At 74.8% G+C, this 14,175-nt stretch carries 11 protein-coding genes and 1 pseudogene; 3 read left to right on the top strand and 9 right to left on the bottom strand.

From position 1 onward, the window contains the following. Positions 1-4 precede the first annotated feature (4 nt). Entirely contained in the window at positions 5-1,708 is a 1,704-nt protein-coding gene (locus tag ACPYO4_RS03625) for a hypothetical protein (RefSeq protein WP_425707849.1), read from the bottom strand. Next, positions 1,705-2,364: a hypothetical protein gene (locus ACPYO4_RS03620; RefSeq protein WP_425707848.1), complete on the bottom strand. Its 660-nt coding sequence runs from the start codon at positions 2,362-2,364 to the stop codon at positions 1,705-1,707. The genes ACPYO4_RS03625 and ACPYO4_RS03620 overlap by 4 nt, the downstream gene beginning before the upstream one ends. Before the next feature lie 154 nt (positions 2,365-2,518). Here ACPYO4_RS03620 and ACPYO4_RS03615 point away from each other — a divergent pair, with 154 nt between their 5' ends. Then, a complete protein-coding gene (locus ACPYO4_RS03615; protein WP_425707847.1) occupies positions 2,519-2,749 on the top strand; it encodes a helix-turn-helix domain-containing protein in 231 nt (76 codons plus the stop codon). Between the two features lie 34 nt (positions 2,750-2,783). On the opposite strand, the gene ACPYO4_RS03610 is transcribed toward ACPYO4_RS03615, so the two are convergent. Continuing rightward, positions 2,784-3,299 (bottom strand): hypothetical protein, encoded by a 516-nt coding sequence (locus ACPYO4_RS03610; protein ID WP_425707846.1) that lies wholly within the window; start codon positions 3,297-3,299, stop codon positions 2,784-2,786. 174 nt (positions 3,300-3,473) lie between these two features. On the opposite strand from ACPYO4_RS03610, the gene ACPYO4_RS03605 reads away from it, so the two are divergent. Both ACPYO4_RS03605 and ACPYO4_RS03600 read left to right on the top strand, forming a co-directional pair. Then, positions 3,474-4,517: a LysM peptidoglycan-binding domain-containing protein gene (locus tag ACPYO4_RS03605; RefSeq protein WP_425707845.1), complete on the top strand. Its 1,044-nt coding sequence runs from the start codon at positions 3,474-3,476 to the stop codon at positions 4,515-4,517. Continuing rightward, positions 4,514-5,101 (top strand): Rv3235 family protein, encoded by a 588-nt coding sequence (locus ACPYO4_RS03600; protein ID WP_425707844.1) that lies wholly within the window; start codon positions 4,514-4,516, stop codon positions 5,099-5,101. The genes ACPYO4_RS03605 and ACPYO4_RS03600 overlap by 4 nt, the downstream gene beginning before the upstream one ends. Positions 5,102-5,172: 71 nt before the next feature. Here ACPYO4_RS03600 and ACPYO4_RS03595 read toward each other — a convergent pair whose 3' ends face one another. The 6 genes and pseudogenes from ACPYO4_RS03595 to ACPYO4_RS03570 all read right to left on the bottom strand — a co-directional run bounded on the left by ACPYO4_RS03595 (position 5,173) and on the right by ACPYO4_RS03570 (position 13,627). Then, positions 5,173-5,874, bottom strand: coding sequence for a CE1759 family FMN reductase (locus ACPYO4_RS03595; RefSeq protein WP_425707843.1), 702 nt, complete (start codon positions 5,872-5,874; stop codon positions 5,173-5,175). Further along, positions 5,871-7,034, bottom strand: a complete 1,164-nt coding sequence (locus ACPYO4_RS03590) for an LLM class flavin-dependent oxidoreductase (protein ID WP_425707842.1) — start codon at positions 7,032-7,034, stop codon at positions 5,871-5,873. The genes ACPYO4_RS03595 and ACPYO4_RS03590 overlap by 4 nt, the downstream gene beginning before the upstream one ends. 827 nt (positions 7,035-7,861) lie before the next feature. After that, positions 7,862-10,405 (bottom strand): annotated as a pseudogene (secA, locus tag ACPYO4_RS03585) (preprotein translocase subunit SecA); the annotation flags it as partial. Between the two features lie 213 nt (positions 10,406-10,618). Next, positions 10,619-11,878 carry a winged helix-turn-helix domain-containing protein gene (locus ACPYO4_RS03580; protein ID WP_425707841.1) on the bottom strand — a complete coding sequence of 420 codons (1,260 nt, stop codon included), beginning with the start codon at positions 11,876-11,878 and terminating at the stop codon, positions 10,619-10,621. Between the two features lie 110 nt (positions 11,879-11,988). Beyond that, positions 11,989-12,633, bottom strand: a complete 645-nt coding sequence (hpf, locus tag ACPYO4_RS03575; protein WP_425707840.1) for a ribosome hibernation-promoting factor, HPF/YfiA family — start codon at positions 12,631-12,633, stop codon at positions 11,989-11,991. A gap of 229 nt (positions 12,634-12,862) precedes the next feature. Beyond that, a complete protein-coding gene (locus tag ACPYO4_RS03570; protein WP_425707839.1) occupies positions 12,863-13,627 on the bottom strand; it encodes a phosphoribosyltransferase family protein in 765 nt (254 codons plus the stop codon). Between the last annotated feature and the right edge of the window lie 548 nt (positions 13,628-14,175).

Here is a 14,175-nt window from a genome sequence, read left to right as displayed (position 1 = left end):
TCGATCATCCTCTTCCCGTCCGGGCCACGCGTGCGCCGCGCCGCCACCACCGGGAGCGCGCGTCGCGGCCCTCCGGGAGCGCGAGGAGGTGCCGGGCGAGGGACTCCACCGCGCGCCGGGCGCCGCCGGACGGCGCCTGCTCGCGCCACGTGGCACCCGCGAGGAGCGCGCCGTCCGCGGTTCCCGGGTCGTCCGGGACCAGATGCGGCTCCTGGTCGCCGCCGTAGCGCCACAGGGCCTCGCGGACCGCGCGCTCGTGGTCGGGGCCGGCCGAGGCCCGACGCACGCGGTTGACGACGACCGTCCTGCGGGCGTCGGGAGCGAGGTCCCGTTCCCGCAGCTCCGTCAGCGCGAGGACGAGGCGCCGCACGCCGACGGGGTCCCCGGCCCCGACGACGACGACCTCGTCGGCCGCGGCGAGCGCAGAGAGCGTGGCCTGGTGACGGACCGGGCCGAAGTCGGTGCCGTCCCCCTGCTCGGCCCCGGCGCCCACGTCGACGACGACGAGCGGCGCGACCTCCCGCAGCACCTCCCACACGGACTCCAGGGCGGCGCTCTCGAGCTCACGCCAGCGGTCCGGCCGGGTCAGGCCCGTGAGCGCCGTGAGCCCGTCCGCCACCTCGGCGAGGGCGGAGCGAGCGACGTCGGCGTCGAGCCTGCCGTGCGCGGCATGGCGGGCGACGGCGGCGATCGAGGAGATGTCGTCGGGCAGCCCGAGCACCTGCGCCAGCGCGGGCGCCTCGGTGTCGGCGTCCACGACGACGGCGCGCGTTCCGAGCGCCGCCGCCTCGGCAGCGAGGTTGACGGCCACGGTCGTGCGCCCGGGCGCTCCGCGCGCGCCCCACACGACGACGATCCGGCCCGGCTCCTCCGGCGGAGGCACCGTCGGCGGCGCGGCCTCGTCGACGACGTCCTCCGGCGTGCTCGTCGTCGCCTCGGCGGGCGCCGAGGTCGTCTGAGCGCCCGTCGACAGCCACCAGGGGACCTCCGAGATCACGCCGTCGTGGGGCGGGGTGCCTTCCGCCGCGGGATCATCCGGCCGGGGCGCCTCGTTCGACCGGGGCGCCTCGTCGGGCGTCGGAACGCTTCCGGGCGGTTCCGGTGCCGCGCGGGGTGCGGCGTCGGGCCGGTGGAGCGCCCGTCGGCTGGTCGGACGTCCCGCCCCGTCCTTGTCGCCGGTCGACGGCGCGCCGTCCGCGGACCCGGGCGGACGCTCCTGGGCCTGGTCGTCCCCGGCGCCGCGACCCGTGGGCGTGGCCACCGAGCGGGTCCACGCCTCCGGCACGACGTCGGGAACGGGCGTCCCGCCCTGCCCGTCGTGGGCGCCGGGCGCCGCGGCACCCGGCCGGCCGCGAACGGTCTCGCCGCGCGCGAGGGCGATCGCCATCGCGGCGACGGTCCCGGCCGGGTCGGACTCGGCGGCGACCGCGTCCGCACCGAGCTGGGCGAGCCGGCCGGCGTCGGGGCCCGGGCCGACGAGCAGCACGCGGGCGCCGGCCGCCGTGATCCTGCCGACGGACGCACGGTCGACGCCGGGCATGTGGCTGCTGAGCACGGCGACGGTGCCGATGCCCGCCCCGACCCCGCCGAGCAGCTCGGCCAGGTCCGCGCACCGCCGGACGACCTTGGCTCCGGACCCGGGCGTGTCGATCGCGCGGACGACGTCGGCCTCGCCGTCCGTGAGGGCGAGGAGGATGCCGTGGGTCACGAGCCCTCCACGGGGACCGAGTGGTGCGGGACCACGGTGAGCTCCTCGCCCGCGGCGACCGCGCCGAGCACGTCCTCGACCAGGTCGGCCGGGACCAGCAGCTCGACGCTCGCTCCTCCCGAGGCGGCGAACACGCCGTCGTCGGTACCGATGGTGACCACGAGAACCTCCGGCGCGAGCACGACGGGCGGCGCCACCTCCTCGCCGCGGTCGCCGACCGCCGCCTGCGGCGCCCGCCACAGGTCGACCGTCGAGCCTGCGCCGAGCCCCGACGGGAGCGCTGCGTCGACCGGGACGACCACGGGACGCATGTCCTCGTCCGTCGACTCACCGGTGGCCGCCATCGGCACGAGCTCGCCCGCCCCCACCAGGCGGGTCGCGACGAGGTCGGCCGGGATCTCGCCCTCGGCGACGAGGTAGTGGTCGCCCGCGTCACCGACGTTGACCTCGACGACCTCCAGGCCCGCGTCGGCAAGGCGCTCGCCCGGCGTGACGACCTCCGAGGCCGCCCACACCTGGGTGGTCCCTCCCGCGCGGTCCACCGCCCACGCCCCGATGCCGACCGAGACGGCGACGAGCAGCACGCCCACGCCGAGCCGTGGGTCGCGCCAGCCCGGTCGGCGCATCCGTCGCGCGGTCCCAGCGTTGTCCGTCATCCGAGTTCCCCCTCGCTCATCCGGTCCTCACCGCATCCTCGCGACCGGCCGCCGGCCATGCACGCCTCGTCCACAGCACGAGGCCGGCCGCGCGGTCGACACGGCTGTCCACACCCTCCACGCGCCCGGCGGGCGCTGCGGCGATACTGGAGCCGTGGCCCGCTTCCTCACCATCGCCGACGTCGCCGAGCAGCTCAATCTCTCGGTGTCCCAGGTGCGCGCGCTGCTGCGGAGCAAGGAGCTCGTCGGCGTGCAGATCGGCGGCAAGGGCCTGTGGCGGGTCGAGGACGTCCAGCTCGAGGCGTACATCGCCCGGCTGTACGAGCAGGCCGCGGCCCGGCCGGTCGACGAGCACGTCGACGAGGAGTCCGGCACCGGTCGCTGATCCGACCCCCCGCCACGACTCCCCCGTGCCGCGGTCATGCGGTACGGACCACGTGCACGTGCGCGAGCGCCACGGCCACGACGTGGTCGCCCGGGTCGGCGCGCAGGTCGAGGTGGTCGGCCCCTACGCGCAGGATCCGCCCCGTGCGGCCGCCCGCCGCGTCGTCGAGCCGCACGACCGCCCCTGACCTCGCGATGCGCCGGAGCGCGGCCGCGAACGAGTAGCGCGCGGCGACGACGCCGGCGGCACCGGCGCTTCGGGCGAGCCCGCGGACGCCGACGACCGCGCGGGAGGGCACGAGCGCCCGACGCTCGCCCTCGGCGAGCAGGAGCCAGTGGGCGTTCGCGTCGAGGACCGTGCCGACGACGTCGTCGCGGCCGGGTAGCACGAGGGCGAGCTCGGCGCCGATGCGTGCCCGCCACCGGTCCTCGAGCGTCACGGTGGCGGCCTCGGCCTCGGCGAGCTCGCCCGCCTCGAGCAGCTGCTCCGCGCGTCGTTCTGCCTCGAGCTCGCCCGAGAGGTCGGCGAGCAGCAGGTCCTCCCATGCCACGGAAACAACCTAGGCGGAGCCACGGCCGCGCGAGCCGGTTCGGCGCCCCGCTCTGGCGGATCCTTCAGCGACACGCCGTCACTCTTGCGCATCTCGTCACACCTGTGCCATCGTTCCGGCATCATTCGACACGAACCAGCACGAACGGACACGTTCATCGGGACGGTGGGGGGCATGACGACGATCAAGGACGGGACGACTTCGGCGTCCGGCGGGCGACGACAGGGGCACGGCGCCGCACCGGCGGTACGACAGGGACACGGCGCCGCACCGGCGGTACGGCGGCCCGACCGGCGTGCGACGAGTGCCCCGGTTACCGGTCGGCGCGCGACGACGGCCGTCCGCGCCGGCGGCGAACTCCTCGCGCTCGCCGCGACCGCGGCGTCCACGGTGCCGCTCACGCTCGTGCTCGCGAACGCCGCACGGGACGCCGTCGCGGCACTGGCGGCGCTCCCCGCGCACGGACCGCAGGACCTGCCGGACGCCGTCGCCGCCGGCCTTCTCGCCGTCGGCGCGGCCTGCGCGGCCTGGTACGCATGCACCGCGTTCCTGGGGCTCGTCGTCGCGCTGCTCCCCCGCTCCGGGGCCGGGGCCCGGCTGCGCAGCGGGCTCGCCCTCGTGGTGGGCAGGGCCGGCGCACCGGTCGTGCGGCGCATCGCGGCCGGGAGCGCGGTCGCCGGGCTCTCGCTGGGGCTCGCCGTCGGTCCCGCGGCGGCCGTGCCCGACGCTCCGGAGTCGCCGACCGATGCGCCGTCGGCGCCCGCGTCCGACGACGAGGCCGGGACAGGGGGCGAGGCAGGACCGGGGGACGAGGCAGGTCCGCGGGACGACGCCGGCCCCCCGGTACCGGGTCCCGACCTGCCCGCGGTCCCCGCGGTGCCGGACGTGACCGGATCGTCGGCATCACCCCTCGTCGACTCACCGGCCCCCGCACCGGGGCCGGAGCCCGCACCTGCACCAGAGCCCGAGCTCGCGCCGACCGCGTCGCCGGAGCCGGCTCCCGAGCCGGCGACGGCCGAGGCGGTCTACGTCGTCGCGGCCGGCGACTCGCTCTGGTCGATCGCGGCGGACCACCTCGGTCCGTCCGCGAGCACCGCGGACGTCGCGGCCGCCTGGCCGGACTGGTACAGCACGAACGCCGAGGTCATCGGCGCCGACCCCGATCTCGTCCGCGCCGGCGTCGAGCTGACGCCCCCGACCCTCGAGGAGACCCGATGAGCGCCCAGCCCACCCACGACGTCGTGCCGGTGCCGCTACCCTCCCGGCCGAGGATCGTCGCCGCGCAGGGCCCGCCGGGCTCCGTGTCGCGCGTGCGGCGCCGCACGGTGCCGGCGGTGCCCCCGCCGTTGCCCCGGACGTCGCTCGAACGGCCGTGGGACCGGGTCCGCTTCGCCGCCGAGCACCGGCCGGGCGCGGAGATGTTCGAGGACGGTCCTGCGCCCGGGCGGGACGAGGAGCCTCCGCGGGCCGACGAGGCCGACCTCGAGCGGCTCGCCGCCGGGATCGTGCAGCACGCCGTCGAGGCGCTGCTCGGCACCCGGTCACCGGCCCAGCTCGCCCGCTGGCTCGCGCCGCCGCTCTACGAGTCCCTCTCGCGGCGCGCCGGGCTCGCGGGCCGGCTCCAGGGTCGCCCGGACCGGTTCACCCACGTCGTGGTCCGCCGCACGATCGGATCTACGCCCAGCGAACGCGCGCGCGAGGTCAGCGTGGTCGTCCATGACGGCACCAAGGTCCGCGCCGCCGCGGTCCGGATCGAGGTCTTCCGCGGGAGGTGGCGGGCCGTCGCCCTCGAGATCGGGTGAGCGACGGACCCGCCGAGCGAAGGACCTGCTGAGCGGAGGACCCGCTGAGCGAAGAACCGGCCCCCCGGAGCTCAGCGCAGGGCGCTGAGCATCGACGAGAAGTCGGGCACGTCGTCGAACTCGTCCTTTGCCTGCCTGGGGGCACTGCCGGCCACGGCGTGAGCGAGCTCCTCCCCGGCGCGCACGATGCGCCCGGGAAGGTCCGGGCCGCCCGGCTCGCCTGCACCCGCGGCCCAGTCGTCCGTCGCGGCGTACACAGCGGTCGGCATCGCGCTCCCGCGCAGGTACGCGACGAGCGGACGCAGCGCGTAGTCGATCGCGAGCGAGTGCCGTGGGGTGCCGCCGGTGGCGGACAGCAGCACCGGGGTGCCGTCGATCGAGCCCCGGTCGAGGACGTCGAGGAACATCTTGAGCAGCCCGGAGTACGAGCCCGAGTAGACGGGCGTCGTCACCACGAGTCCGTCGGCGCCGCGGACCGCGTCCATGGCCTCCTCCACGGCCGTGCTGCGCACGCCGGTGAGCATGGTGTCGAGCAGGTCGTGGGCGATCGTCCGCAGGTCGAGGGTCATGAGGGTCGCGCGCACGCCCCTCTGGCTCAGCCCGGTCACGGCCGCCCGGCCGAGCCGGTCGGCGAGCATCCGGGTGGTCGAGGGGTCGGACGTCCCGGCCGAGACCGTGACGATCCGGCGCTCGGTCCCGCCGGCCCCCTCGGGGACACCTGGCCGGTCGTCGAACGCGTCGCCGGTGAGGTCGAGGTCGAACCCCTCGCTCATGCCCGCACCGCCGCGTCCTCGGCCCGGCGTCCGGTGGCGTCGTCGCCGACGGCGCCCACGTGGGCCGCGCCCGCCGTGCCCTGCTCCCGGGCGGCCGCCACGCGCTCGGCGTGGCTCGGCGGGTCCGCCGGCACGTGGGCCGGACGGATCGACTCGGCCTCCCGGCGCAGGACGGGCACGACCTCGGTCGCCAGCAGGTCGATCTGCTCGAGGACCGTCTTCAGCGGCAGTCCCGCGTGGTCGATGAGGAAGAGCTGGCGCTGGTAGTGGCCGACGTCCTGCCACATCTTCCCGTAGCGGTCGATGACCTCCTGCGGCGAGCCGACGGTCAGCGGGGTCTCCGCGGTGAACTCCTCCATCGTGGGGCCGTGCCCGTAGACGGGGGCGTTGTCGAAGTACGGACGGAACTCGGTCTTCGCGTCCTGGCTGTTGGCGCGCATGAACACCTGTCCGCCGAGGCCGACGATCGCCTGGTCCGCGTCGCCGTGGCCGTGGTGCTCGAAGCGCTCGCGGTAGAACTGCACCATCCGCTTCGTGTGCCGCATCGGCCAGAAGATGTTGTTGTGGAAGAAGCCGTCACCGTAGTAGGCGGCCTGCTCGGCGATCTCGGGGCTGCGGATCGAGCCGTGCCAGACGAACGGGGCGACGCCGTCCAGCGGGCGCGGGGTGGCGGTGAAGCCCTGCAGGGGGGTGCGGAACCGGCCGCTCCAGTCGACGACGTCCTCGGTCCACAGGCGGCGCAGCAGGGCGTAGTTCTCGATCGCGAGGTTGATGCCCTCGCGGATGTCCTTGCCGAACCAGGGGTACACGGGCCCGGTGTTGCCCCGCCCCATCATGAGGTCCATCCGGCCGTCCGAGATGACCTGGAGCATCGCGTAGTCCTCCGCGATCTTCACCGGGTCGTTCGTCGTGATGAGCGTGGTCGCGGTCGACAGCGTGATGTTCGTCGTCGCCGCGGCGAGGTAGCCGAGCATCGTGGTCGGCGAGGACGCGACGAAGGGCGGGTTGTGGTGCTCGCCCGTCGCGAAGACGTCGAGCCCGGCGTCGTCGGCGTGCTTCGCAATGGTGAGCATCGCGCGCACCCGCTCCGTGTCCGACGGGGCGCGCCCCGTGGTCGGGTCGGCGGTGACGTCGCTGACGCTGAAGATCCCGAACTGCATGTCGCCGTCCTCCTGATCGACATATTGATGCGTTTGCATCGACACTAGCGCCAACGGTGGGTCCCTCGCATTCATTCCCGCTGCAAAGCGGCGCAGGACACACCTCCCGCAGCACGGGCAGCGCACGACGACGGCGACCCGCTCGTGCGGGTCGCCGTCGTCGTCGTGCGATCTCGGCCCGGCGGTGCGGGCTCGGCCGGCGCTGCCGGGCGGCCGCTCTAGCCCTGTCGCTTCGCCTTCTTGGCCTGGGCGCGGCGCTGGGCGCGGTTGAGTCCGTCGCTCCCGCCCGCGGCGGCAGTACCGGCCGCGCTGCCGCGTGCCGGCCGGCGCGTGGGTGCGTCGTCGTCCTCGTCCGCGCCCGACGTCGACGAGCTCGTGCCCGAGTAGGTCAGACCCGTGGGGCGGCGGGGTGCCTCGAGACCGAGCAGCTCGTCGTCCGTGGGGACCGGCGCGGCGGGGTCGTCCTGCGGGTCCTCGCCGGTCGACGTCAGGTCGGCACCCACGCCCGCGGCGTCCGCGGAGGGTGCGGGCCCGGGATCGCCGGCGGTGCCGGCCTCCCTCGACGCTGCTGCACCCGTGGCGTCGTCGGGCGCGCCGCCCCCGGGCCGGGCGCCACCGGACGCGGCACCTCCCGCGGCCGCACCAGCAGCCGCACCAGCAGCCGCACCGGCGGCCGCGCCGGGCGTCGGGATCGAGGGCGTGCTCCCACCGAGCGCAGAGGCCGCGAACGCCGAGCCTGCCGCCGCGGCCTTGCGCGTCGCCGCGGCGCCCGCACCCGCCCGGAGCGTGGTCGACGCGCCGGACCCGGTGGCGGCGCGGCCGACGGTCGAGGTGGCCGCGGCCGCCGCGGAGGCTGCGTCGACCGGCTGGTCGGTGGGGTTGATCTCGAGGTTGAAGACGTAGCGGACGGTGTCCTCGCGGATCGCCTCGTTCATCGCCTGGAAGAAGGTGAAGCCCTCGCGCTGGTACTCCACGAGCGGGTCGCGCTGTCCGGCCGCCCGCAGCGAGATGCCCTGCCGCAGGTAGTCCATCTCGTAGAGGTTCTCCCGCCAGTGGCGATCGAGGACGGACAGGACGACGCGGCGCTCGAGCCGACGCATGAGGTCCTCCCCCACCTCCTCCTCGCGCGCGTCGTACGCCACGAGGATGTCCGAGCGCAGCTCGGTGCGGAGCATCTCGGGGGTCACGCGGGCGCTGTGCCCGGCCTGCTCGACGAGATCGTCCTCGGTGATCCCCACCGGGTAGTAGGCGCCCAGCTCGCCGAGGATCTTCTCGACGTCGGAGTCCTCGAGGGAGCCGTCCGCGCTGTGCTGGTCGACGATGGCGTCGACGAGGTCGGTCGCGAACCCGCGCACCTGCTCCTCGATGTCCTCGCCGTGCAGCACGCGGCGGCGCTGCTCGTAGATCACGGTGCGCTGCCGGTTCATCACGTCGTCGTACTTCAGGACGTTCTTGCGCTGCTCGAAGTTGCGGGCCTCGATGGCCTCCTGGGCACGCCGGATGCCGCTCGAGACCCACTTGTGCTCGAGCGCCATGTCGTCCGGGTAGGCGTCGTTGTCCATGAGGCGGGCCGTCGGCCCGGACCCGAACAGCCGCATGAGGTCGTCCTCGAGCGAGAGGTAGAACCGGGACTCGCCGGGGTCGCCCTGACGTCCCGAACGACCGCGCAGCTGGTTGTCGATGCGTCGCGACTCGTGCCGCTCGGTGCCGAGCACGTAGAGCCCGCCCGCGTCGAGGACCTCCTGGTGCTCGTCCTTGACCTGCTCCTGGGCGGCCGCCAGCGTCTCGGTCCAGGCCGCCTCGTACTCCTCGGCGTTCTCCACCGGGTCGAGGCCGCGGTCGCGCAGGACGTTCTGGGCGATGTGCTCGGGGTTGCCGCCGAGCATGATGTCGGTACCGCGACCGGCCATGTTCGTGGCGACGGTGACGGCGCCCTTGCGGCCCGCCTCGGAGACGATGGCGGCCTCGCGCTCGTGCTGCTTGGCGTTGAGGACGTCGTGCTCGACCCCGGCCTCGGACAGCAGCTCGGAGAGCCGCTCGGACTTCTCCACCGACGTCGTACCGAGGAGGACCGGCTGGCCGGTCTCGTGGCGCTCCTTCACGTCCTTGACGATCGCCCGGTACTTCTGCTCGATGTTCTTGTAGACGAGGTCGCCCTCGTCCTTGCGGATCATCGGCTTGTTCGACGGGATCGGGACGACGCCGATCTTGTAGGTCGAGGAGAACTCCGCGGCCTCGGTCTCGGCCGTACCGGTCATGCCGGAGAGGGTGTCGTAGAGACGGAAGTAGTTCTGCAGCGTGATCGTCGCCAGCGTCTGGTTCTCCGCCTTGATGCGCACGCCCTCCTTGGCCTCGATGGCCTGGTGCATGCCCTCGTTGTACCGGCGCCCGCGCAGGCGACGCCCGGTGTGCTCGTCGACGATCGTCACCTCGCCGTTCTCGACGATGTAGTCCTTGTCGTTCTGGTACAGCTCCTTGGCGCGCAGGGAGTTGTTGAGGAACGAGATGAGCGGCGTGTTGAGCGACTCGTAGAGGTTGTCGATGCCGAGCAGGTCCTCGACCTTCTCGATGCCGGGCTCGAGGATGCCGACCGTGCGCTTCTTCTCGTCGACGTCGTAGTCGACGTCCCGCTCCAGCTTCGGCGAGATCTTGGCGAAGGCGGCGTACCACGGGTTGACGTCCCCCTCGGCCGGGCCCGAGATGATGAGCGGGGTGCGTGCCTCGTCGATGAGGATCGAGTCCACCTCGTCGACGATGACGAAGTTGTGTCCGCGCTGGACGAGGTCGTCGGTGCTCAGCGCCATGTTGTCGCGCAGGTAGTCGAAACCGAACTCGTTGTTCGTGCCGTACGTGATGTCGGCGGCGTACTGCTCGCGGCGCTGGGCCGGGGTCTGGCCCGAGACGATGCAGCCGGTGCTCAGCCCGAGGAAGCGGTGGACGCGCCCCATGAGCTCGGACTGGTAGGTGGCGAGGTAGTCGTTGACCGTGACGACGTGGACACCCTTGCCGGACAGCGCGTTCAGGTAGCTCGGGAGCGTGGCGACGAGCGTCTTACCCTCACCGGTCTTCATCTCGGCGATGTCGCCCTGGTGCAGCGCGGCGCCACCCATGATCTGCACGCGGTAGTGCCGCTGGCCGAGCACGCGACGGGCCGCCTCCCGCACGACGGCGAACGCCTCCGGGAGGAGATCGTCGAGCGTCTCGCCGTCCTCGATCCGCTCGCGGAACTCGGTCGTCTGCTCCCCCAGCTCCTCGTCGGTCAGGTCGACGAAGGAGTCCTCGAGCGCGTCGACCTGGTCGGCGATCGCGCCGAGCCGCTTGACGACTCGGCCCTCGCCCATGCGCAGGATCTTGTCGAGGATGGTTGCCACAGCGGCACTCCGTGAGGTCGTTCGTCGCCCCTTGGGGCGGGCGCGCCGAGGTGCCGCGCCACCCGCCATGGTAGGCGCGCCGCGGCGACCCCGGGGGCACGGGGGCACGGGGGCGAAGCCCGGCCACTGCGGACCACGACGGCCCGCGCCACCCGGCCGGACCGGACGGTGACCGCCCAGGCACCCGGCCGGGCCGGACGGTGACCGCCCCGGTCAGGAGGCGGAGCGCAGCACGGCCGGGTGCAGGTCCCGGGCGAGGTCCCCGACGCCGCCGCTCGCGTCCACGCGGTCGGCGCCGAGCCAGCGCGCGACCTCGCCGAGCTCGGCCGCGAGCTCCTCGGCGATCCGCTCGCGGGACGGCCACGCTCCCGCCCCCCGGCTCGGCAGGTCCGGCACCTGCCCCGGGTCCTCGGCGTGGACCTCCTTGACCAGAAGCACGCCCGCCGCCCGGTCGGCCTTGAGGTCGACGCGGGCCACGAGGTGCTCGCCGAGGAGGAACGGCAGCACGTAGTAGCCGTGGGAGCGCAGGTGAGCGGGGGTGTAGATACCGATCCGGTAGTGCATACCCCACAGGTCGGCGAGCCGCTCCCGTTCGAACACGAGCGGGTCGAACGGGGCGAGCAGGGCGCGGGCGCGCACCGGGTCGGCCGGCACCGTCACCTCCGCGGGCCGGTAGGCGGGTCGCCGCAGCCCGCGCACGCGGACCTCGACGAGCTCACCGTCCTCGACCAGCGCGCGCACCGCGGTGGCCGTCTCGCGGACGGGGAGCCGGTGGTAGTCGGCGAGCGCCCGGACGCCCGCGACCCCGTGCGCGCGGGCCGCGACGAGAGTGAGCTCACGGACCGCCTCCGGCCACGGGGGCGCGGCGGCGAGCGCCTCGGGCGGAAGGACGCGCCCCGGAAGGTCGAGGACCTGCTCGAACGACGAGCTCCGCCGGGCGACGGCGAGGCGGCCGGTGCGCCACATCCGGCTCAGGGCGACCTTGAGCGGGGACCAGTTCCACCCCCAGGCAGTCTTTTCCGCACGTTCGTGCGCGAGGAGGTCGTGCAGGTCGGTCGACGTCGCCGCGCCGTGGTCGGTGATCGCGGCCTCGACGTCGGCCATGAGGGCCGGGTCGCCGAACCCCCGGTCCTGCCACCGGTCCTCCGCGGCCGAGCGCCGGGCCGCCTGGAGGGCGTAGGTACGCGGCGGGACGAGGGAGGCCTCGTGGCACCAGGTCTCGACCAGCAGCCGGGGCGACCGGCCGGTGACACGGTCGAGGATCGACGTGTCGTACGCGCCGACCCGCGCGAGCACCGGCAGCTGGTGGGCGCGAGCGAGGACGTTGACGGAGTCGATCTGCAGCAGCGCCGTGTCGGCGACAGCGCGGGCGACGTGCCGGCGCCCGGGGCGGGCGGGGCGGCGCCGGGCCAGGCCCTGGGCAGCGACGGCGGCTCGCCGTACCTGGCGGATCGAGATCTCCTGGGGCTGCACCGCACCATCGTCGCACCGGGCACCGACACGACGGCGCCCGTGCCCGTGCCACCTCGCGGGGCGGCACGGGCACGGGCGGTTCCGGCGGTCCGGAGCCCGCCGTCGGGGTCTCAGCAGGTGGCGTCGAGCCTGATCACTCCGTAGGCCCAACCCTTGCGGCGGTAGACGACGCAGGGCTGGCGGGTCTCGGAGTCGACGAAGAGGTAGAACGGGTGGCCGACCATCTCCATCTCGTACAGGGCCTGGTCGACCGTCATCGGCTCGGCCTTGTGCAGCTTGTCCCGGACGATGACCGGCGAGTCGCCCAGCTGGGTCTCGACCGCCTCGCCCGGGCTCGTCGACGGCGCGGGGTGCTCTGCGATCGGCGCATCGGTCGCGAGGCCGTCCGGGACGCTCTCCTCCGTGGGCTCGGGAGGAGGCGTCGCGGGGAGCGACCGGTTGGCGTGACGCTGCTTGTCCTTGCGCCGGTCGTGGTGCCGTCGCAGCCGCTCGAGGAGCTTGCCGGTGGCGAGGTCGAGCGCCGCGTACCTGTCGGCGGCGCTCGCCTCGGCACGGATCACGGGGCCCTTGTCGCGCAGCGTGATCTCGATCCGTTCGGCCTGGTCGGACAGTCTCGGGTTCTTCTCGAGCGTGAGCTCGACGTCGACGCGCTGCGTGCGCGGAGCGAGCTGTGTGACCTTGGCGAGCTTGTCCTCCACGTGCGAACGGAAGCGGTCGGCGACATCCGTGCCGCGGCCCTTGACGACGATCTCCATGGTGACCTCCATCGGTCGGTGCGAGGGCGAGCGTGACGGGCCCGCCGGTGGTGCCTCGGCGCGCACGGCGCCGGTCAGGATGCCGAGCACCTCCTCCCGCCTCGGGGACGACGCAGCCACCCGCCGCGCATCCGCGTCCCGGGTGGCTCCATGCAGCAACGTTACCTGGTCCGACGCGTCCCGGACACCGGCCGGACACCCGGGGACACCGGGCGGCGGGGGCGCTGGATCACCGTCCGGGGGCGGGCGCACCGGCGACGACGAGCGCCCCCACGACGACGGCGCCGGCCGCGCGCAGCGCCCCTGCACAGGCGGCGAGCGTGGCGCCGGTGGTAACGACGTCGTCGACGAGCAGGACCGCGGTGCCGGTCGGGACCGACGCCCGGAGGACCGGTGCCCGGCTGCGGTTCGCCACGCGCCCGCGCGCCGAGGAACCGCGCTGGCGCGCCGGTCCGCCCGCGCGCCGCAGGAGATCCACGGACGCCACGTGCAGCGGCCGTGCCACCGGCGGTGCGGAGGTCGCGCCTGCGTCTCCCGACGGCGTGCCCGCGAGCCCGTTCTCCGGCGCGGCAGCGACCCGTCCGGAGGACGCGTCGGCGTCTCGCGGCAGCAAGCCGGCGAGCCCGTTCTCCGACGCGGCAGCGACCCGTCCGGAGGACGCGTCGGCCATGCCCGCGGCCACGGCGTCGGCCAGCTCGGCGGCGACGAGCATGCCGTGGCGTCGGCGTGCGGGGCCGGAGGGCGCCGGGACCACCAGCAGCGTGGTCCCGCTGATCGCGTCCGCGACGTGCGGCCACAGCCTGGCGCCGGCGCCCCGGCCGGCGGCGGGCAGGCTGCGCCTCAGGTGGCCGCAGCGCCCGGTCTTCCAGTCGACGACGATGCGGCGCAGCGGACCGCGGTAGTCGCCGATCGCCCAGGTGCGCAGGACCGGCTCGTCGAACCCGGCGAGCAGGGGCGCTCCGTCGGTGCACTCGCGCGGTCCGGCGGCCAGCAACGAGCGGCATGTCCGGCACAGCGCGGTGCCCCACGTGCCGCAACCGGAACACTCCGCCGGCACGACGAGCTCGAGGACGTCGCGGAGCGCGGACCGGCCCGCCGACCGGGCCGGCGAGCTGCTTCGCACACGATCGGCCACCGACCGGGCGAGTGGCCCGGTCAACGTCTCGAGCACACGGTCGGACCCCGAGCCGGCAGGCAGCCCCGGCGACCTCCCGCGCGCGCGGTCCGACCCCACCCGGTCGAGCGGCCCTGGCAATCTCCCGCGCACACTCTGGCGATCCCTCACCGGAAGAGGATCACCGCTCCGGCCGGGGCCTGAGCAGGCGGCGTACCGACCCCGTGGGCGGGGGCGTGGCAGAGGCACCTGTGGGCCCGTGACGGCGGACGGCCGACGGCGGGCGGCGGGCGGCGGGCGGCGGGCGGCGGGCGGCGGGCGGCGGGCGGCGGGCGGCGGACATACTGCCGAGAGCCTGATCCCCGTCCCCCCCCCCCCCCCCCCCACCAACAAAACCATACACCCACCCAGCACCCCCCACCCCAACA

It is taken from the genome of Georgenia sp. Z1491 (genome assembly GCF_049856175.1).
Classification (GTDB): domain Bacteria; phylum Actinomycetota; class Actinomycetes; order Actinomycetales; family Actinomycetaceae; genus JB111.
This window is presented reverse-complemented; position numbering and strand designations above follow the sequence as displayed.

Excerpts from the sequence above, each read along its gene's own strand:
- ACPYO4_RS03620 (WP_425707848.1), bottom strand. The coding sequence starts at position 2,364 with ATGACGGACAACGCTGGGACCGCGCGACGGATGCGCCGACCGGGCTGG.
- ACPYO4_RS03605 (WP_425707845.1), top strand. The coding sequence starts at position 3,474 with ATGACGACGATCAAGGACGGGACGACTTCGGCGTCCGGCGGGCGACGA.
- ACPYO4_RS03600 (WP_425707844.1), top strand. The coding sequence starts at position 4,514 with ATGAGCGCCCAGCCCACCCACGACGTCGTGCCGGTGCCGCTACCCTCC.
- ACPYO4_RS03595 (WP_425707843.1), bottom strand. The coding sequence starts at position 5,874 with ATGAGCGAGGGGTTCGACCTCGACCTCACCGGCGACGCGTTCGACGAC.
- ACPYO4_RS03590 (WP_425707842.1), bottom strand. The coding sequence starts at position 7,034 with ATGCAGTTCGGGATCTTCAGCGTCAGCGACGTCACCGCCGACCCGACC.
- hpf (WP_425707840.1), bottom strand. The coding sequence starts at position 12,633 with ATGGAGATCGTCGTCAAGGGCCGCGGCACGGATGTCGCCGACCGCTTC.